At 52.5% G+C, this 19823-nt stretch carries 15 protein-coding genes; 8 read left to right on the top strand and 7 right to left on the bottom strand.

Going from position 1 to position 19823, the window contains the following annotated elements; translation table 11 throughout:
* Positions 1-17 precede the first annotated feature (17 nt).
* The gene (locus ACH518_RS02050; protein WP_445371685.1) at positions 18-554 is read left to right on the top strand and encodes a copper resistance protein NlpE; all 537 of its coding nucleotides are present in this window, start codon (positions 18-20) and stop codon (positions 552-554) included.
* A gap of 161 nt (positions 555-715) precedes the next feature.
* On the top strand, positions 716-2725 hold the full coding sequence (locus tag ACH518_RS02045; protein WP_445371684.1) for an autotransporter domain-containing protein: 2010 nt from the start codon (positions 716-718) through the stop codon (positions 2723-2725).
* A 28-nt stretch (positions 2726-2753) separates the two neighbouring features.
* Here the strand turns inward: ACH518_RS02045 and ACH518_RS02040 are convergent, their stop codons facing one another.
* Positions 2754-3236, bottom strand: coding sequence for a YchJ family protein (locus tag ACH518_RS02040; RefSeq protein ID WP_445371683.1), 483 nt, complete (start codon positions 3234-3236; stop codon positions 2754-2756).
* A 236-nt stretch (positions 3237-3472) separates the two neighbouring features.
* Here ACH518_RS02040 and ACH518_RS02035 point away from each other — a divergent pair, with 236 nt between their 5' ends.
* From ACH518_RS02035 to ACH518_RS02010, 6 genes are read left to right on the top strand one after another with little or no spacing between them, the layout of a single operon-like run.
* Complete coding sequence (locus ACH518_RS02035; protein WP_445371682.1) at positions 3473-3709, top strand: hypothetical protein; 237 nt, start codon at positions 3473-3475, stop codon at positions 3707-3709.
* A 38-nt stretch (positions 3710-3747) separates the two neighbouring features.
* The gene (locus tag ACH518_RS02030; protein WP_445371681.1) at positions 3748-4575 is read left to right on the top strand and encodes a hypothetical protein; all 828 of its coding nucleotides are present in this window, start codon (positions 3748-3750) and stop codon (positions 4573-4575) included.
* A gap of 53 nt (positions 4576-4628) precedes the next feature.
* Entirely contained in the window at positions 4629-5429 is an 801-nt protein-coding gene (locus ACH518_RS02025) for a hypothetical protein (RefSeq protein WP_445371680.1), read from the top strand.
* A 1-nt stretch (position 5430) separates the two neighbouring features.
* The gene (locus ACH518_RS02020; protein ID WP_445371679.1) at positions 5431-8295 is read left to right on the top strand and encodes a tyrosine-protein kinase family protein; all 2865 of its coding nucleotides are present in this window, start codon (positions 5431-5433) and stop codon (positions 8293-8295) included.
* Complete coding sequence (locus tag ACH518_RS02015; protein ID WP_445371678.1) at positions 8273-9223, top strand: hypothetical protein; 951 nt, start codon at positions 8273-8275, stop codon at positions 9221-9223. Before ACH518_RS02020 ends, ACH518_RS02015 begins: the two co-directional genes overlap by 23 nt.
* Positions 9216-10391, top strand: coding sequence for an N-6 DNA methylase (locus ACH518_RS02010; protein ID WP_445371677.1), 1176 nt, complete (start codon positions 9216-9218; stop codon positions 10389-10391). The genes ACH518_RS02015 and ACH518_RS02010 overlap by 8 nt, the downstream gene beginning before the upstream one ends.
* Before the next feature lie 578 nt (positions 10392-10969).
* Here the strand turns inward: ACH518_RS02010 and ACH518_RS02005 are convergent.
* The 6 genes from ACH518_RS02005 to ACH518_RS01980 all read right to left on the bottom strand — a co-directional run bounded on the left by ACH518_RS02005 (position 10970) and on the right by ACH518_RS01980 (position 19817).
* Positions 10970-12844 carry a cytochrome c peroxidase gene (locus ACH518_RS02005; RefSeq protein ID WP_445371676.1) on the bottom strand — a complete coding sequence of 625 codons (1875 nt, stop codon included), beginning with the start codon at positions 12842-12844 and terminating at the stop codon, positions 10970-10972.
* A 192-nt stretch (positions 12845-13036) separates the two neighbouring features.
* Complete coding sequence (locus ACH518_RS02000; RefSeq protein ID WP_445371675.1) at positions 13037-14365, bottom strand: selenium-binding protein SBP56-related protein; 1329 nt, start codon at positions 14363-14365, stop codon at positions 13037-13039.
* A 416-nt stretch (positions 14366-14781) separates the two neighbouring features.
* The gene (locus ACH518_RS01995) at positions 14782-15039 is read right to left on the bottom strand and encodes a hypothetical protein (protein WP_445371674.1); all 258 of its coding nucleotides are present in this window, start codon (positions 15037-15039) and stop codon (positions 14782-14784) included.
* 168 nt (positions 15040-15207) lie between these two features.
* Positions 15208-16113 (bottom strand): diguanylate cyclase domain-containing protein, encoded by a 906-nt coding sequence (locus ACH518_RS01990; protein WP_140911418.1) that lies wholly within the window; start codon positions 16111-16113, stop codon positions 15208-15210.
* On the bottom strand, positions 16106-19123 hold the full coding sequence (locus ACH518_RS01985; RefSeq protein ID WP_445371673.1) for a response regulator: 3018 nt from the start codon (positions 19121-19123) through the stop codon (positions 16106-16108). Before ACH518_RS01985 ends, ACH518_RS01990 begins: the two co-directional genes overlap by 8 nt.
* 4 nt (positions 19124-19127) lie before the next feature.
* Entirely contained in the window at positions 19128-19817 is a 690-nt protein-coding gene (locus ACH518_RS01980; protein WP_445371672.1) for a YfiR family protein, read from the bottom strand.
* Positions 19818-19823: the final 6 nt, after the last annotated feature.

Genomic DNA, 19823 nt, shown 5'->3' with positions numbered 1-19823 from the left:
AAACGGAAAAATCTGGTATGCAAACATTAACTAAAACAATAACAAAGACTGCGACGATGATTGTTTTCGGCGCATTACTGCCACTTGGTCACGTCGCCTGGGCGGAGTCGGACATGAAATTGCAGGAAAAAGCGCTGAAGGCGCGGGAAATGCAGAACATGGACCACTCCAAGCATGCCGAGATGGAGGAAGCCGATCCGACCGGCGGCTTTCGCGGCGTGTTCTACGGTTATCTGCCTTGCGAAAAGGAAGGTTGCGACGGTTTTAAAATGACCTTGTCCTTAAAGCAAAAGAATAATTACTTGCTGGTTACTCAATATGCGCAGGCGTCCTCCCGCGAGTATTACGACAAGGGTAAATACACTTGGGACGATAGCAGCCGGATTCTGACTTTGGTGTCCAATAAATCCGAGGAAAAGCGCCTGTTTGCGATCAAGGACCAAGGCACCTTGGTGCATTTGAATAAAGACGGCCAGCCGTTGGCGGGCGATCAGGACGATTACACCCTGAGCCGTAGCGACAAGGCCAAGTCCCGCGAAGTGCACATCCATTAGTGGCTGGCGGCTGTTGTTAACGTCGCTCGCCTCCGGGCCGCAGCCGGCGGCCCGATAAATCGGCGAGAGCATCTATAATTCCAGGCTGATAAATTTTATTTTGGCGCCCTCGGTCAGTTTTAACCGGGGGCGCATCCGAATTTGGCAGCACCAAGGATTGTATGCTCGACCTGATCACCGAATTATCCCGGCAACAGAACGCGCTGGCTCGGCGGCGCTTTGGCGTCGGCGTCGCAGCGCTGGGCTTAAGCTGGTCTCTGACTGGCGCGGCAGCCTTACCGGACTCGGCTCCGGTATCCAGCGAATTTTATTCCCTGCAACTCTACGGGCTTGGTTTCGAAGCCGGCGGCCAGCGGGCCGGGGTGCATATTTACGACCACACCTTCGATGCCGCCGCTTTCGGTTTTCTCAGCATCGTCAACGTCAATACCTCGCAAACCATTTTTTCCCGGACCTACGGCGATTACGGCAACTTTACGACTGCAGGCACTTTTTCCGAGAATTTCCTGTTGCCGTACGCTACGCCGTTGAATATCAGCATCAATGGCCGCGAATTCAGCAATATGTCGATCCTGATCGGCGGCCAGGTCGTCGCTTCCGGCGGCAGTTTTAACGGCCAGTTTCCCAGCTATTCCACGTCGTTGACGATAACGGAACCGGACCCGCAGGCCAACAATGACAGCTACGCCACGACCAAGGATCTGCCGGTGGCCATTAATCCGCTGGCGAACGACCTCAATGCGGCGCAACTCGTTAGCATCGGCAGTCCGGCCCACGGCAGCATCGGCAACGGCCGGAACGGCATGGTCTATACCCCGGCGCCGGGCTTCGTCGGTACCGACAGTTTCAGTTATACCGTCAGCAATACCAATAACGTCCAGGCCAGCGCGACCGTGACCGTGACCGTGGCCGACGGCGTTTTAAGCGACGCCGGCCCCGATCCGGAAGACAAAACCCTGATCGAAGTGGTCGAGAATATCGTTTCCGGCGGCGGCGCGTCGCCGGCCCTGCTGGAGCGGGCCGAGGGCATCGCCTTGCTGCTGAATCAACCGGGCGGCCTGGAGAAAGTCACTGAGGCTTTGCAAAACCTGGCGCCCGAGGAAACCGTATCCCAGGCCCTGAGCGGCAGCCGCTTGTCGCGGATTCAAGTCAATAACATCAACCAACGCCTGATCGAGCTGCGCGGCGGCGCGACCGGCATCAGCCTGAAGGGGCTGTCGTTGAATGTGGACGGGCAAAGTTTGCCGGGTTCGACCTTGGCCGGTTTGGCGCCGTATCGGGCCAAAGGCGGCGCGGCCGGTGACGGCGAGTTGTTCGAGCGCCTGGGTCTGTTTGCCAACGGCCAGTTCGAAACCGGCGATCGCAGCGAGACCCGGCTCGACCCCGGCTACCGTTCCAGAACCTACGGCGTCAGTATCGGCGCCGACTATTGGCTGACCCGCAAGCTCTTGCTCGGCGTTTCCGCCGGCTACGGTTACACCGATTCCAAACTCAGCGCCAACGCCAGCCAATTGGATATCGACGCCTACACCGTGTCCGGTTTCGGTTCGTACTCGATTAGCGACAACATGTTCGTCGATTTCATCGCCAACGGCACGTTTAATGCCTACAAAAACGTCCGCAATATCGCTTACGTCGACGCTTTCGGCCCGGTCAACGAACAAGCCAAGGCCGACGTCGACGGCGCGCAGCAGCGTTACAGTTCGACGCTGGGCTACGATTATCCCTGGGGCGCCTGGACCTTCGGTCTGCGCGGGCGCGGCGAATACAGCAAGCTGGTGATCGGTGCCTACCGCGAACACGGCGCCGCCGGGTTGAATCTGGCCATTGCCGGGCAAGAGATCGTGTCGGCGACCAGCGGCTTAGGCTTTATCGTCAACTACGCCGCCAGCACGCCGTTCGGCGTATTCACGCCGCAAGTCAATCTGGAATGGGAGCACGAATATCAAAAGGATGCGCGGCGGATTCTGGCCAGTTTCGTCGACGACCGTTCCGGCAATACCTTTTCGGTACGGACCGGTGGGCCGGACCGCGACTATCTGAATCTACGCAGTTCGGTGGCGGCCACGCTACCTAACGGCGGCTCGGCTTTTATCCAATACGAAACCGTGCTCAGCTTGCAGCACGAAAGCCGGCATACCTTTAATGCCGGCGTGCGGTTTTCTTTTTGAGCAGGCGTTTTTTTGCAGGCTGCAGGTGTTAGGCCGCGCCGGTACCGCAGCATTTCTTGGCTTTTTTACCGGAACCGCACGGGCACGGCTCGTTGCGCCCCACTTTAGCGGAGACGCGTTGCGCATCGCGCAATTCGGCATGGCCGCCGACATATAGCCAGCGCCCGTTTTCGCGGCGAAATTCGGATCGCTCGGCGTGCAGCATCTCCCGATTGTGCTGGCGGAAGCGGGCGACGAATTCCACCTCCGCAGAGTCGCCGCGTTCGGACCGGTCGACGATCTGCAAGCCGGTCCATTCGCATTCGTCGGCCATCCGTTCGATATCGGCGCGGCCGAATTTGGCGCTAATTTCCGGGCTTTGGGTCTGGGCGATGTAATCCAATTGCCGCGTCGCAAACGCGCTGTAGCGCGAGCGCATCAGTGCCTCGGCCGTCGCGGCCGGCGCGCCGGCGATGATCGGGCCGCAGCAGGCCTGAAAATCCAGGCCGGAACAGCAGGGGCATAAATTCACTGGGGTTCTCCGTTGGTTAAACCTTCCCGCTTCAGGCGGCTTTGGCGGTGAATAGTTCCAATGCCAAATATCGTTTGGGGCATGGAACAATTTGAAAGCTTCGTTCACACGACAGGCGCGAAGACACTCGAAAAAACGCTTACGCTCCCGAGTATGCCCGAGCCGAACGATTTTAATCCGGCTTTGTTTTCTAGGGGGAAATTGAAACTGCGCTGATTTTTGAAACGTACCGTTTCATGGAAGATAGAGTCAGAGCGGTGAGAAGCTCAATGGCTTGTTGGGTGCAAAATTGGTTGAGTTTAATGCTTATTATCGGCCAAAAGCAGACAACAGGCTTTGCATTTGGCGGACAGCTGTTGAACGCATACCAGTCATTCAGTTTAGCTATTCGCTACGAAGGGTATTTGCAAAATTTTCAAAGCGGTAATGCCAAAGACAAGCCTATGAAAATGACTCTGACTCTGTTACCCTAAAATCCAAAAATAACAAGCAGTTGCTTCAAAAGCCTAGCATGGAATTGACGATGGTTTGGGATTATATAAATCAAATTAAGCAAGCACATCAATCAGGCGACCTGAAAGATGAACAGCAATTGAAGATGGCGCTTCAATATCAAAACAAACATAACACGCAATCGATATATCCTTTTATCTGTGATCGTTTGCAAACTTACTCGTTGTCTCACGAGATAAAAGAAAATGAAGATAGCCCTTCTTCAACTCTATACGGAAATGCTGAAGGACAAACACTGATTAACGATTGTCGGTACCAAGCGCATTCGCAATCCAAAACGAATGGAGCTACGCTTAAATGCATAATGAAATTTGATCAGCTGGTTGGAAAAACAGGCATTGCTATTAGCCCTCGCCTGCTGGCTTCAACAAGTCAAGCGATAAGAACATCCTACTTCAAACCGGCTTGGGATGAGTATCAACAGAAATGTGCTGGACGGTTACTTTGGCTCAGCGAGCCACATATCCCTGCCGAGCCAATAGATAGCACTGCTCAAAAGCTTGGCCTTTACCACTGGAGAAAAATTCAGCAAGGTGAATTGATTTTATCTCTAACCGTTCGCGCCAATGACATCTACAAACCAACCTTATTGGATGCTGGTATGGCATTTTATTTTGATGCGTCACCTGCGTATTTACACCACGGATATACTAGAGACTTGGCAACAGGCCAACAGGGTTATAAGGAATGGGTCAGCTATTTTGATACGTTACTGGAGTTGGACGATGTACAGCTTTTAACCGTGCAAACCGACATCAACCTTGGTGAGTTCACTCAAGACTTCATTAACTTTAGTGCAGCACAAATCGAGAGCGCACGCTTATGAATAAGGACGGACTGCTAAAACACACACAAAGTGAAGACATACTTAAGTCGTACATGCAACAACGACTTAGCCTCACCGAAGAGCAGGAGTATGCAGCATGCGCTCACTACCAAGCCGACGAACATAAAGAGGACATTGTTTTTACTCTGTATCACTATCTGAATGATGAACAGAAAACTTGGTTTTGGAGTGCATTAAATTCGCTATCAAAAAATGCTTGGGCATCTGAAAATAATATTTTATTCAAAAGCACAGTACTGCTTTATTGCAGATTTGGTTTTCCTGCTGCGCAGTCATTCAGATGGCAACCATTTTTTACGAAGGAAGAAATTACATGGCATTCACCCGTCACTCAAAAAAGGCTTGATATGAATTATTACGCGTTATTGCTAATGAGTCGATGGGAGTGGCTGCCAAAATCCGAGATAATATTATTTTGGCAAAATCAGTTGCACACACTGATACCGCTAGCTGCACAAAATAATTCATTAATATCTGTAATTACGCTGATTATCAATTATATTGAATTTTTAGATCAAAGAAGCTGGAATCTGTTAATTACTTATTTTATTAAAGACCGGAAACTCTGTGAAAGGCTGAATTACTACATCATGACTAGCTTTTATTTTTGTGATGAAGAAGTTAAAAAACAACAAGAATTAATTTCAAAGCTTAATGCAGCCCTTGCCATTGCTCGCGCTAATAATTTGTTGAGCCATGTTGAAAAAATTCTTATTCCACTGAAAGGGCTCGGTTGGAAAATAAAGGCCGCCGTGGATGAGTTGGATAATAAAAATTCAAAAAACAACCCAAATAAAATTCCTCCCTGGTCGCAATTGAAAATGGCGGCATAATATGAATCGGACTCGTTTTATTTGCTTTTATTCCTACAAGGGCGGCACTGGGCGTAGCTTAACCTTAGCCAATATTGCCTATTTAATGGCTTTTAATGGTCGTAGAGTGCTAATCATGGATATGGATATGGAGGCGCCAGGTCAGCATAAAAGCGAATTATTTAATGAAGGATTGTCGACCATTGATGAAGATAAGCCTGGTTTTCTTGAAATGCTGTGTGAGCGTAAAAAAGTATTGGATAAGGATGGTGTTTTTTTTATTGAATTGGAACGTTATATTCGCCGCAGCTCGGTTTTTGATCGAGATATTTCTGCTCATGCCGATGGCGAGCAAGCCTTTATTCGCGGCAACGGCAGTATCGATTTATTGCCTGTTTCACAAGCCATCAACAACGATTTTCAAAGCCAATTAGCTGACTGGAACTGGGAACAGTTTTATACCCAATATAACGGCGAGGATTTTTTACAATATTTAAAAGATGAAATCCGCGAGGCCGGTTACGACTATGTATTAATCGACTCGCGCACCGGCATGAGTGAAGTATTTTTTGTCAGCACTTTTTCGCTGGCCGATAGCGTGGTGCTGGTCAGCAGTCTCAACAGGCAGAATATTGAAGGCAGCAAGTTGGCAGCGAAAACCTTGCTAAATCAGCGACTCATAGAGCAATACGGCAAAAAAAATATCTATGTGGTTTTTTCACCCGTCCCCGAAGATGCCTCAAGCGAAATTGAAACGCGCTTAAATGAAATTTATTTTGAATGGCCTGAATTAGAGGGTATTGATGCATACGTCCCTTATCGTCATAAACTTGCATTGACTGAGAAAATATTAGTTCGGGAAAATAAAAACTATCTAAATAGTGATCGATATATGGATAGTTATACTTCTGCGATAAATGCTATTTATAATAAACTATCAAATTCTGAAGAGCATTTTTCTGTAAAAAGAGAAGTAGAAGTCATCAACTCTATCAACCCAACATCCATCAATCCATTTCCTGCAATTCGTATTGAATATTGGGAGCCTAAGTCTGTGGTTAATTATTTTGTTGATCCGGGTAACAACATTAGCCATGCGATGCAGCAATTTATGCCAACCGTGTTATTTGGCTCTCGTGGTACTGGTAAAACCATGTTGGCCCGTTGGTTTTCGTTTGAAACCTTAGCCTACCAATTAAAACAAAAGAATAAATCAAGCATAATCGAATTGTACAACAAGCCAATCGGCCTGTGGTTTAGATTGGATGTTGATTTGTTGAATACTTTCAATACTAAAGATCAAGGCTTGATTGACACTTTTAACGATTTGTTTGGGCAGTTCTTTGATCTACTGGTTTTAAGAAAAGCCTTAGATGCCTTGGAGACGTTAGGCGGAGTTGAATCCTGGTGCGATGTTAAAAAGCTGTTTACTGTTTTGTCTCGTGAAATGGCGATTGAAACACCCGCTCAAAATTATGCTGAAATGCTGGAGTTAATTGAAAGCTCTTTGTCTGATATGCGGCGTTATATTAATAATCCAGCAAGGGCTCCCCAGCCTTTCTTACTGCAAGACAACATACTAATAAAGCTACTGGCAGAGGAGCTAAAAAGAAATAATAACTTTAAAGGGTGTTATTTTACTGTGTTTATTGATGAGTACGAAAACTTTCATGCTTACCAGCAGCGCGTTATCAATACCCGAGTAAAACAGGTTAAAGAATCGGATCGCGTCACTTATAAATTACTGGCCCGCAATGATGGCTTTCGAACATATGAGACGCGTGCAACCGGTCAGTCGATTGAAGACACTCATGACTATCGTGCCTACTATATGGATGAGGGGCTAGTCTTCAATGTATTCAAAGAACATGTAGAAAAGATTGTTTGTCGGCATTTACAAGATTCTGATTATTTTAAAGTCAGAGGCTGCCTAAATACTGAAAGCTTATTTACCCAGTTGAGTGCAGAAGATGAGGCGATTTTAATTGCCGATAAGCGTGGTAACACTCCTCTCAAAAAATGGTTAGTCAAGCAATATGGCTTGCAAGTGAGTCAGCCATTAGTGGATTGGATGGATGATGAGAGCAATCTTCTCCGCCAAGCGGTTGCCGTAGTTTTACTCAATCAAGGTAAAAGCATTGAACAGATTATCAGTGCATTTAATACCAATAACGAAACCGCTAAAGACTGGTATCACAATTATCACCGAGGTGCCTTATATTGGTTATGCAGTTTGTATAAAAAATCGAAAACCTATGCCGGTTTTGAACAAATCGTTGGCGTGGCAGGTAATAATACCCGCGTGGCGTTAGATTTATGCTATGCCATTATTGAAGAATGGCGGGCCAACGACCATAAATTAAGCTTGCCGATTAGTATTGAGATTCAATCGGCAGCGATACACAAACAATCTGATACTTATTTACGTGGTTTACGAGACCGCCGCAATGGCCAGGATTTTTATCGTTTTGTCGAGCGTTTAGGCCGATTATTTGAAATCATTCACAAGGGCCCGCGACAAGGCGAGCCGGAAATTAATCATTTTTCAATTAATGGTGATATCTCTAAGGAGCTAGATGATTTTATTAAAAACTGCCGTATCGAAGCGATTTTGCGCTGGTTGCCGGGTAATAAACAAAAAAGTAAATCCGATCAACAAAAAGATGCTTGGCAGTTGCATCCACGCTATACGCCAAAGTTTGATATTTCCTGGCGTCGAAAAAAAATGCTCAAATTAACGGCTAATGAACTTCAGGATATTGTTTTTGGCGATGATGATGCATGGAAAAAAATTGTTAATCTAGTCGAACAGAAATACTGTCACATAAAGAACATTACTTCGACTAATCAAACCAGTTTGCTCGATGAAGATCACTCAGAATTTTGATAACAGTGCGCCAGCTTGGCAGGCGTTATTAGTGCAACAGCCTTGGAATGTTTTGATTTATGGTGGTGCTGTAAGTAATAAAGAAGATCGTTGTAAAAAGGTATTGGAACAATTTTCACAATTACCCGACTGTATAAAAATCGGCATCAACCGACAAAGTAAGCGTCACTATGATTATCAGTTTCACTGTAATGACACCGTAATCGATTGTGAAGGTACCTTACAGTTTACTGAACAGCTTGATCAAGCATTACCAAAAAAACCGTTAAATGTTGTGCTGGATTTAACTAGTATGGATTTAGACATTCTGCTTAATATTGTTCCGTGCTTAATCGAAAAACCAGTTGAAAACCTGTTTGGCTTATATTTGGTGCCGACCAACTATGGCAATAAATCTGAGGATAGGCTCGAATTGCTTGAAATTTCCCAGCCAAGAGGTTATGTTACTTTCCATCCTAGTTTCTCTATTCGTAACAACACGACAGCGCACTATTTTCTATTAGGGTTTGATCAAGGGCGCGCCGAATATTTTTTTAAAGAAAAATACGATTGGGATATGCAGTATATTCACGCCATTATTGGTGATCCGCCTTATTTTAATAATGGTGTTAAGAAAGCTGAGTGCGCCAATCCTTGGATTGGACATTTACCGTTGCGTAATGTTCACCGTGTTGACGCTCGCTATCCCGACAATATCCGGCAGTTTTTTATGGATCGATTTAATGCCGATTCCGTATTCGATGTTGTTCCGCAAGGCCCCAAGCCGATGTTATTGGGTTTTCTGTTGTTTTATTTATCATTGAAACCGACCGAACAAATGCGCATTCGTATTCTGTATGACTTCCCGTCTCCACGTGATGGTTGTACCGAAGGTATTTCACACGGCTATTGGTATAACTGTAATGGTTTATTGAATCAACATGCATGAGCCAGGTTGTTATTACACGCATAATCGGGTATCCGATCTACTGATTGCCCAACTTCAGACCCGTCAACCTGAACATATACTGGATTTAGGGGCGGGTCATGGAGCTTTGCTTATCGCTGCCCGTCGGCGTTGGCCAAATGCATTGCTTCATGCGGTTGAGCCCAACGGCCAAGGACATGCTTTTTTAAGGATGCGTTTTCCGGGTATCAACAGTCAGCGTTTGGATGGGCTTGATTTGCATTTAGAACAGGCGTTGGGGTTGGAAGCCAGTAGTATGGATGTAGCGGTTTGTAATCCACCTTATCTACAGTTTGCTAATCAGGCTAAATTTCATTCCCTATTTGCAGAAGCAAATTTACCCAGTTGCTTGCAGTTCTCAACACTTTCAACCGATTTGGTTTTTTTGGCGCAAAACCTGCGTTTGCTGAAAAACCAGGGTGAATTGGGCATTATCGTGCCGGATGGATTATTAACGAATCATTGTTTTCAGCTGTTACGTGAGGATTTACTAAGTCATCATCAACTGTGCAGCATTATTCAATTGCCGGAACATATTTTTCATCATACGGAAGCAAGAACCCATATCTTGGTTATGCGCAAACACGGCACGACCGCTAGTACACTGGCGCTTCATCGCGCCGATAGGGACGGAACTGTTGCCGAATCCATTCAAGTCAATTCCGCTGACTTGGTTAAACGTATGGATTTTCAATTTTGGAGCTGGCAACAACAAGGTACAAAATCCTCAACATCTTTAATCGGTTTAACCTTGGCTGAATTAGGCGCTGAAATTAAACGGGGACTATCAACGAAAAATTACTATGAACGAGCTGGCGTGGAATATTTTCACACCAGCCATTTCCGGCATCACGGTCATTATATTGAATTGCCTTCAGCACCTCTCTCAACGACCGGATTAATTGCTGCACAAGGAGACTTATTACTGGCCAGGGTTGGCAAGCGTTGTATCGGGCATGTGGGTTTAGTTAGTCACGGACATTTGCCGATTACCGATTGTGTGTATCGGATTCGAGTTGCAGAACCTTACCGTATCCCAGTTTTAGAAGCGCTCTGTAGTTCATCAGGGCAACACTGGTTAAAAGCTTATGCACATGGAGTTTGCGCACAAGTCATTAGCAAAACTGATTTATTGAAATTTAAAATTTAGGATATTAAGCGTTGATTTTGATTGGAGAGCGGAATCGAGGTCTAGCAGGTTGGTGAAAAACCATATTTGTGACGCTAACTTTGCTCAATCGAACCAGTATTTAGTAGAAAAGTGGCTTCATCGCCACTAAATATAGAGTCATTCAAAGCCAAAAAAGAGTTTTTCACCAACCTGCTAGGCGGATTTTCAGTGAATCGTTTCAATGATCAAAAAGGTTCAAGAATCGTCAAATCGACCTAGGTCATTTTTTACAAACCAGTACCTCAGGTTGCCATGCGTGATGACATTCAATTAATTGAACGACAGGTTGTTTGCCTTTTCTTGTCATTCCAAATTAATTTTCATCGTCCGCAAAGGGTCAAAACAAAACAATCACGTTCGCAACCAAACTATGGATTCTCCGGGTACCCAGCTCCAGCCATTTGATTGGGCTCAATCTCAGAACCACCTGCCTTCATTCCAACATCACTTTGCAAAAGCTCCTTTGATCTTGAAAATTGGCTGAAACCCAGGGATGTGCGCTCTATTCCGGAGTTCGACGGCAATATCCGAGGCTGTAAGTTCAGCAACCGGTCGGCTTATTGTTGGTCTCCCACCGGCGCGGCAAAGGCGTCGGACACCAGGGTTTCGACGTTGCTGCCGGTCAACGCCTGTAAAAACGCAACCAAATCGGCGATTTCCGCCTCCGTCAGGCCTAGCGGCTTGATCAGCGGCGACAGATTCTCGTTCGGCGTGCCGCCGTTGTTGTAGAAACGGACCACGTCCGCCAAGCTCGCCAGCGAGCCGTTGTGCATATACGGCGCGCTCAACGCGACGTTGCGCAGGGTTGGCGTCTTGTAAGACCAGCGGTCGGCCGGATTCTGGCTGATTTCGTAATAGCCCAGGTCGCTGGCTTTCTCGCCGGCCACGCCTTGCAAATTGGCGGTAGCGACGTCGACGAAGGTGCCGGGAGCGACCTGGATGCGTTGTTTCTCCGGGGTTTTTTGCATCGCTTCGGCGTAGCCGATCCCGGTGTTATGGCGGCGTTGGTCGGTAAACAGCGCGTAGTCGGGGGTGATGCGATGGCAGGCGTTGCAACCGGCTTTGCCGGTGAACAGTTCGAAGCCGCGTTTGGCCTCGTTAGGCATGGCCTTGGCCTGTTTGCCGAAATACCAGCGGTCGAACGGCGAGTCGGCGGCGTTTAAGGTGCGTTGATAGCTGGCCAGCGCCTGGCCCACGGTTTCCATGGTCGGGCCCTTGCCGAAGGCTTTGGCGAACAGGGTGCGGTAGGCGGCGTCTGTTTTGATTTTATCGATGACGTAGCCGATGGACGGATTCGCCATTTCATTATGCGCCAGCAGCGGGCCCCAGGCCTGCTGTTCCAGGCTGTTTTCGCGGCCGTCGTGGAACAACAAGCCGGCATAGGCCACGTTATAAAGAGTCGGGCTGTTACGACGCACGCTGCGACCTTCTATCCCGACGGCGGTCGCCATTTCGTTGTTGCCGAACCCTTGTTCCGGGATGTGGCACATGGCGCAGGAAAAGGTATCGTTCAGTGACAGCCTGCGGTCGTAGAACATTTTGCGGCCCAAGGCGATTTTGGCCGGTGTCAGCGGATTGTCCGCCGGCTGCGGCAATTTGGGCAGACCCAGCGGCGGCTTGCGCGCAAATTCGATCAACCGGGCCGCTTGGCCTTTGCGTTGCGTCAAGGCCAGGGAGCGGGTGCGGTAATCGGTTTGTTGGTAGCCTTGTTTGTCGTCGCCGGGGCGGAGCAACTGCGCGTCGCTGGCCGATGGCGGCTCGGCCGCTTCGCTGTCGCCGGCCAGCAGGGTTTTGATGTCGTTGATCAGGGTGTCGGCATGCAGAAAATCTACGCTGTAGATATTGCGGATGTTTTTATTGCGGTCGATCAGGTAAACCCGCAGCAAATGGGAAAAGGTGCCGGTGAAGCGGCCCTGGTCGTCGTAAATTTTTTGTACGCTCTGCTGGTAACCATCCAGGATCGGCTGCAACGCCGCGTCGTCGCGAGTGGTCAGAAACTGCCAATCGAACTCGCCGGCATGGAATGCCGCGCCGTAATGGCGCATCGTCTCCGGCGTGTCCAGCGGATTGAAGCTGAGCGTCAGCAGCCGCAGGTTTTTGGCCAGCTCCGGTTGCTTTTGCAGTTGCCGGCCGATCTTGTGCAGAACCTGGGTCGCCAGCGGACAGCCGTTGACGTCGCTGCAGGCGGCATAGACGAAGCTGAGCACGACCAGCTTGTCGCCCATCAAATCGTGCAGGCGCAGCGCTTTATCGGCAGTGGACAAGACTTCGCCGTCCGCGGCCGGGCCGATCGGCGGTAAGCGGTAACTGCCCGCTGCGGCCGGGCGGTAAGGCAAGGCGGAGTGTCCCGGCGCCAACGGCGCGGTGTCGTTGGCGGCGATAGCCGAGCTGGCCAGAATCGACCACAACAGAAAAAAGCAGAAAATTCTCATGGCACGGGCTCGCGGAAGTAGGTGGCGCATCGGCGCCGAAACCGAAAATAACGGGGCCGGCGGCAGGTTCGCCCGGACCGATTCGGGCGAACATCTTACCGCGCGGCGGAGAAAATTAGGAATTTCTAATTAACATTTTCGAACCGGAAACGACTGTTAGCCAGTCTGCTCGACTCGGTTTGGCGGAACCGGCTACTTCGGCCACTTGCCGTACAAGGCGTAAGCGCCGAAGCGCATTTGGTGGGCGCGCCCCAGTTTTTCCTGATAGAAATCGATCGCAAAGCGCTCGGTCAATTGTTTGCCGTCCCAGGCGTAAGCTTTGAAATATTGCTCGTTGTCCGGCCCTTTCTTATCCCAGTTTGCCAGTAGCGACGAGGTGAAATACAAGCGCTTGCCGTCCCAGCTGGACGACACCATGTTCACCTGAGAGCCTATGGTTTGTTCGAAGACCTGTTGCGGGTTGTGGGCGTCGCCGATGTCGAACAGGCGGACCTTCCCGTCCATGAATGTGGTGGCCCACAGGTATTTGTCGTCGCTGGAAATGGAAATGTCGACCGGCAACGGGACCTCTGCCGGCTGGCCGATATCGGCGACGTCTTTGGCTTGCCATTCGTCGTTGGCGTCGGCATGGATCAGCCACAGCTTGGATGTCAGCGCCGAGGCGGTGAAGCAGTAGTCGTGGTCCGGGCGCCAGGCGCAACGGATTTCCAACGGGGCGCCGGGGACGTCGAATATTTTCTTCGGTTTCCGGCTATGCAAATCCCATTGCACGACGGTATTGCCGAAGCGCTTCATCGCTTCCGGGTCGGCCAGCATCTTGCCGAAATCCATCATGTAATTCGACCAGCCGGTGAACGACGAAGTCAGCATCAGATTTTTGCGGGGCAGGGCGCGCAAGTCGTAGTTGTAGCCGTCTGCGTACTGGCCGGTTTTAACGGCGCCGCGCAGGTTGCCGTCGGTCGGCATCCAGTGGGTGGTGATATAGCGCCCGGCATTGCTGTATTCCACCACCGCGGTGCGGCCGCCGTGGTCCTTGTTGTTCGACAGGCCGGTCACCAGCATGCGGCCCGGTACGGCGTAAAAGCTGTGCGGTCCGACCACACCGCCGCTTTTGGCGACAAAGTTTCTGATGACTTTGACCAGTTTGGGTTTGGCGGGATTGCTGGCGACGTCGAAGATGAAAATCTTGTTGGTATCCAAGCCTCCGGCCCATAGGTAGCGGCGGTCGTCGGTAAAGTCGGAATGATGGGCTTCGTTGCGGCCGCCGACCGAGACGCTGGCTACCACTTTGCCGTAGTGCTTGGATTTTGGATTGACGTCGACGGTGACCAGCTTGTCCTGTTCGTCGCCGATGCCTTCGGCGCCCAAAGTCCAAACATAAACGAAATCCTCCTGGCCAGTGATTTTCGCCATATACGGCGAGGCGCAGGTTTCGTCGGATTGCGCCGGCAGGGAGGCGAATGCCAGCATCGAGGCTGCGGCGGCGAAGCCCAGCCATTGGGTTAGCGAGATGTTTTTCATAGTATGTGCTCGTTTTGATTGTGGAGTAATACGCATTGTTGGCGCCGCAAGCCCGTTACCGGGGCAATGTCGGCACGCCGAAAAACATACCGGATCCCCGGTGCGGTTTCGCCCTCCGCGCGGAGGGGAGGCGGCGTGCTGGCGAGACAGGCGCGGCACCGGAAAGCGGTCGCCGGATGCCGTTTGGGTGGACTCGGTCGGCGCGATTAAGCCGGGTGGAGCGTTACGATGGCCTTGTTTTTGAGGGCACTAAAGACCGGGAGTGAATGGTGTACGGGCGGTCTGAACCAGGCTAGATGCCGGCAGTGAGGGGCTTGTAAGGGGTCGGAACGCCGCCGCAGTGGGTTTTTGCGGCGGCGGGGAGAATCCGCAACCCCGTCTACTGGTTTGCGGATCCGTGGATTGGCGGCTTTCGCTTATTTCAGAATTTCGGCGGCGGCCGCTTTTAATTTGGCCGTGTCGGCCTGCATCGGTTTCATCATGTCGTTTTTGGAGGCTTTGGCGCCGGCCACCAACTCGTCGACGGTTTTGAATTTGCCTTTCAGGGTGTCGACGCTGGGGGCTACCGAGCCGTTATGGCAGCCTTTGCAGGTGTCGGCGTCGCCGGCGGACGCCAGGGATGGCAGCAGAGCCACGGTAATGGCAGCGGTGAAGGTTAATAGGGATTTTTTCATTCTCGGTCTCCTCGGTGTTGTAGTAGTTATTGACGCTGAGATGGGTTCGCGCGGTTATCGGAATTTCGACCGCTCGAACCTTAAACGCAAGCCGGTACTTAACCGTTTGCGAAAAATTTTCTACCACAGCGGAAATGCCAATGCAAATTCCGTCGCGGCGGGGAAGGCTTAGCGGGCGCAGTTGCGGCCGGCGTCTTTGGCTTGGTATAGGCGCTGGTCGGCGGCGTCGACCAGCAACGTCGGCGCTTGGCCCGGTTGCGGGATAACGGCTGCAGCCCCGAGGCTGACCGTGATCGAGTCCGAGACCGGGGAATTTCGGTGCGGGATGCGTTGGTCCGCGAGATGGATGCGCAGCTCTTCGGCGATTTGCAGGGCGCCTGCGGTGTCGGTTTCGGGCAGCAGGATGACGAACTCCTCGCCGCCGTAACGGGCGACCAAATCGCCGGGCCGGCTTACCGCCGCCGCCAAATGGCCGGCAACTTGTTTCAGACAGTCGTCGCCGGCGCCGTGGCCGTGGTGGTCGTTGTAAGCTTTGAAATAATCGATGTCGATCAATATCGCCGCCAGCGGGGTTTGGTTGCGCTGCGCGCGCTTCCACTCGTTGTCCAGGGTTTGGTCGAAGCGGCGCCGGTTGGGAATCCCGGTTAAGGCGTCGATCCAGGCCATCGCTTCCAGCATGTCGGTAGCCTGTTTCAAACGGATGTGGTTGCGGATGCGAGCCTTGACCACCGGCAGGTAGAACGGTTTGGTGATGTAATCCAATGCGCCTAGATTCAGGCCGCGTTCTTCGTCGCTGACGTCGTTCAGCGCGGTAACGAAGATGACCGGAATCGAGCTGGTTTGCGGATTGGCTTTCAAGTGGCGGCAGACTTCGTAGCCGTCCATTTCCGGCATCATCACGTCCAGCAGGATCAAATCCGGCGCGCCTTGCGCGGCGATCGCCGCCAGTGCCGCGGCACCGCTGGCGGCGACTTTTATCCGGTAGTCCTTGATCAGGTTTTCCGCCAGCACTTGAATGTTGGTGGGGGTGTCGTCGACGATCAATATCAGCGGTTTCAGGCGGTCGTTATTCATGGGCGGCTTCCGGCAGGTAACGTTTGATGGTGGTCTCCAGCTCGTGCAGGATCTCCCGCGCCTGGCTGTAGTTGATGTCGCCGATGTTTTTTTCGATCAATTGCACCAGCCTCAAGGCCTCTGCTCCGGCCACGGTTTCGCGCAACTGTTCGGTTGTCTCTCGCGGAATATAGTCGTTACCGTCCAATAGTGTCGCCAACTGCGCGGCCAACCGGCCGGCAGCCGGCCAATCGGCCCGGCCGTCTTCGCCGTTTTCGGTGGCCGGATTCGTGTAGGCGGCGATAGTATGCAAGGTTTTTGCCAGCTTTTGGCTCAATGCTTCCAAATCCGCCGGCGACCAAATGCCTTGTTGCAAGTCCGATTCCAGCCGGCCGGCGATGCTGCTCAATTCCGTGGCGCCGACCGCTCCGGCGGCTCCTTTCAGGTAATGCAGCCATTGAGCGCCTGGCAACAATTCCCCGGCCAACAAATGGCGGCGTAATTTGGCGTCGGCATCGGTGAATTTTTCGGCAAAACGCTGCAGCAGCGATTTCAATTTTTGGCTGTCGGCGATGGCGGCAGCGATGTAGTCCCAATCGAAACCCGGCAAATCAGTGCGCTGGCTGGTCAAGGCGAAGCCTGCGGTCGAACCGCCTTGCGGCAGCAAGGCCTGTGGCCGGATGCAGCGCAGCAAGGCCGCGATCAGCGTTTGCGGCAGGACCGGTTTGCCGACGTGGTCGTTCATGCCGGCGGCGTAACAATCGCTGCGCTCGGGCTCTTGCACTGCGGCGGTCATGGCGATTATGGGCAATTCGTCGCGGGTCTTTTCGGCGCGGATCAGCCGCGTCGCTTCGATGCCGCTCATTTCCGGCATTTGCAGATCCATCAATACGGCGTCGAAGCGTTCGCGACGCATCGCGTCGAGGCCTTCGCGGCCGTTGTTGGCGACGGTGACGTTGAGGCCCGCGTTGGTCAGGTATTCGCAGGTTACCATCTGGTTGATCTCGTTATCTTCCACCAACAGGATGCGCGCGCCGCGAATCGATGCCGCCATTTCCGCCAGTTGCGGCCGGTTCGGTTCGGCGGCGGTTTTGCCGCCCTGCAAGCGGGTGACCGAATCCAGCAACATCGACGGCAATACCGGTTTCAGCAGCACATCGTCGGGCGGGGTATCGCCGGCCGCGTGCAGCAGGCCTTCGCGGCTGAAGGCGGTGACCATGATCACCACCGGCGCGTGGCGGATTTTCGATTGCCGCACCATGTCTCTGATCGCCCGGGTGACTTGTATGCCGTCCAGTCCCGGCATTTTCCAGTCCAGCAATACCAGTTCGAAGTCCTTGCCGGATTGGTTGGCCTGACCGAGCTGCGCCAGGGCCTCGCTGCCGTTGGCGGCTTCGGTGACTTCGAAGCCCCAGTTTTGCAGAATGTCGCGCAGCATTTGGCGGGAGATATCCAGATCGTCGACCACCAGTACCCGCATGCCTGCCAATTGTTCCTGTTGTTGCCGGCTTTGCTTCTCGGCCGAGAACGGCAAGCGCAAGCCGAATTCGAACAGGCTGCCCTTGCCGATTTCGCTTTCGACGCGCAAGTCGCCGCCCATCATTTCCAGCAGGCGTTTGCTGATGGTCAGGCCCAGGCCGGTGCCGCCGAAGCGGCGGGTGATCGAGCCGTCGGCTTGGGTGAAGGCCTGGAACAGATTGGCGACTTGCGCCGCGGTCATGCCGATACCGGTGTCCCGCACCGAAAACAGCAGATGGGCGATACCGTTCTGTTTGGCGAGCAGGACGACTTTGATGTGGATTTCGCCGCGCTGGGTGAACTTGACGGCGTTGCCCACCAGATTGTTCAGGATTTGGCTGAGGCGCAAGGAGTCGCCGTCCAGCATCAGCGGGATTGTCGGGTCGATTTCCAACACCACTTCCAGTTGTTTTTCTTCGGCGCGAACGATGAACAAATTCAGCACGTTTTCCAGCGCTTCTTCCAAGTTGAAGGTTTCGACCACCAATTCCATGCGGCCGGCTTCGATTTTCGAGTAGTCCAGGATGTCGTTGGTCAGTGCCAGCAGTGCCAGGGAGGAGGTATGGATTTTGCGCAAATAATCGCGCAGCTTGCTCGGCGGGTTGCTGTTCAAGGCCAAATCCGACAAGCCGATGATTGCGTTCATCGGCGTGCGGATTTCATGGCTCATGTTGGCCAGGAACAGGCCTTTGGAGCGGGAAGCCGCCTCCGCTTGTTCCTTGGCTTGCAGCAGCTCGGCGGTGCGTTGCGCCACTTCGTGTTCCAGGCGGTCGCGGTGTCCGGTCAGGGTTTGGTCGCGGCGTTGAATTTCTTCCAGCATGGTGTTGAAGGCCTTGACCAATTCGCCGATTTCGTCGCGGTGGCGTTGCGGTACGCGCAGCGTGTAGTTCTGTTCGTGGGCAATCAGACGTGCGGTGGCCGCCAACTCCTCGACCGGGCCGGAGATGATGCGCTGCAAGCGCAGGGCCAGCAGGGATACCACCACCAAGGCCAGGGCTGCCGCACCCAGGCCGGTGCCGAGATCGGCGAGCTGGCTGTTCCAGTGGCCGGTAAAATCGGCTTGCATCAGGACATAGCCGATGTATTCGGTGTTGCGGATCACCGGCGTATACAGCTCGGCGCTACGGCGCCAGAAATCGGTGCGCAGTTCCCGCGCCGGAGAGCGGGAATCGCGCGGCGGCGCGGTCGGCGAGCCGCTGCGATTCCAGGCGGCCAGTACCGAACCGTCGGCGGCGACCATCCAGGCGGCGGCGATTTCCGAGTGCTCTTGCAGCGAATTGAGCAAGCGGGCGGCTTCGTTGCGTTCCGAGAATACCAGTGCGGCCTGGCCGTTTTCCGCTAACACGTCGGCCAGACCGGAAATATCCTGTAATGCGCTGCGGTAGCGGTTGATAGCGGAACTGATCACCACCGCCGATAAGCTCACCAGCAGACACACCGTACAGCTCAGCATGATGATGGTCAGCAGTTTGCGGCGTAAAGACCAATTCGGGAAGTCGGGTAAAACGCGCATCGTTCTATCTCCCGTAGACATGGGTGGCGATGTTCAAAAGTTGGCCGGGAAGCCGCAGGCCGGCGTTGCGGATCGATTCCAGATTCACTTCGAACACGACCTTGTTGTCGCGGAACAGCAGGGCGATGGCGCCGCCTTTTTCGGCAAAATCGCCGATGTCGGATAGTGTCAGCACCGGTGCGTTACCCAAGTTTTTCAGAATCGGTACCACCCGCGGTTGCTCGGAACTGCCGATATACAGCAACTGGCAGTCGGCGAAGGAGGCGTCGGTATGGTTGCGCTGGCTGACTTTCAAACCGCGTTCGCCGGCTTTGCGCCCGTCCAGAGCTTGCACAGCCCCTTCCAGCACATTGTTGCCGATTACGCACAGGTTGATCTCGGCGTCAGCCGGCGCCCCGGTTGCCGGCCATTCCACGAATTTCGCGAAGTTGTACAGGTACGCTGCTTTGATTTGGGCTTCGGACAGCGCTTCCGCGGCCAGGGCTTGCCCAGCGCTGGCCGCCAGCAGTACCAGCAAACATAGGATGGATAGTAAACTGGGTCGATGCGAGCGGCTACAGCCGGTAAGGTTTAGCAACCGTGCCGCCCAGGCTGAGGCCGCAACGCTGGAGCCGAACGACGGACGCAACAATGCCCGGCCGCGCAATTGGGCTGCAGCCGTGGTTAATGTTACGTCTGGGGCGGTTGTTGTCATAGGTCG

This window comes from Methylomonas sp. HW2-6 (assembly GCF_052474525.1).
Note: the sequence above shows the minus strand (reverse complement) of the source record. Positions and strands in the feature narration are given on the sequence as shown.

Excerpts from the sequence above, each read along its gene's own strand:
- ACH518_RS02050 (WP_445371685.1), top strand. The coding sequence starts at position 18 with ATGCAAACATTAACTAAAACAATAACAAAGACTGCGACGATGATTGTT.
- ACH518_RS02045 (WP_445371684.1), top strand. The coding sequence starts at position 716 with ATGCTCGACCTGATCACCGAATTATCCCGGCAACAGAACGCGCTGGCT.
- ACH518_RS02035 (WP_445371682.1), top strand. The coding sequence starts at position 3,473 with ATGGAAGATAGAGTCAGAGCGGTGAGAAGCTCAATGGCTTGTTGGGTG.
- ACH518_RS02030 (WP_445371681.1), top strand. The coding sequence starts at position 3,748 with ATGGAATTGACGATGGTTTGGGATTATATAAATCAAATTAAGCAAGCA.
- ACH518_RS02025 (WP_445371680.1), top strand. The coding sequence starts at position 4,629 with ATGCAACAACGACTTAGCCTCACCGAAGAGCAGGAGTATGCAGCATGC.
- ACH518_RS02020 (WP_445371679.1), top strand. The coding sequence starts at position 5,431 with ATGAATCGGACTCGTTTTATTTGCTTTTATTCCTACAAGGGCGGCACT.
- ACH518_RS02015 (WP_445371678.1), top strand. The coding sequence starts at position 8,273 with ATGAAGATCACTCAGAATTTTGATAACAGTGCGCCAGCTTGGCAGGCG.
- ACH518_RS02010 (WP_445371677.1), top strand. The coding sequence starts at position 9,216 with ATGCATGAGCCAGGTTGTTATTACACGCATAATCGGGTATCCGATCTA.
- ACH518_RS02005 (WP_445371676.1), bottom strand. The coding sequence starts at position 12,844 with ATGAGAATTTTCTGCTTTTTTCTGTTGTGGTCGATTCTGGCCAGCTCG.
- ACH518_RS02000 (WP_445371675.1), bottom strand. The coding sequence starts at position 14,365 with ATGAAAAACATCTCGCTAACCCAATGGCTGGGCTTCGCCGCCGCAGCC.
- ACH518_RS01995 (WP_445371674.1), bottom strand. The coding sequence starts at position 15,039 with ATGAAAAAATCCCTATTAACCTTCACCGCTGCCATTACCGTGGCTCTG.
- ACH518_RS01990 (WP_140911418.1), bottom strand. The coding sequence starts at position 16,113 with ATGAATAACGACCGCCTGAAACCGCTGATATTGATCGTCGACGACACC.
- ACH518_RS01985 (WP_445371673.1), bottom strand. The coding sequence starts at position 19,123 with ATGCGCGTTTTACCCGACTTCCCGAATTGGTCTTTACGCCGCAAACTG.
- ACH518_RS01980 (WP_445371672.1), bottom strand. The coding sequence starts at position 19,817 with ATGACAACAACCGCCCCAGACGTAACATTAACCACGGCTGCAGCCCAA.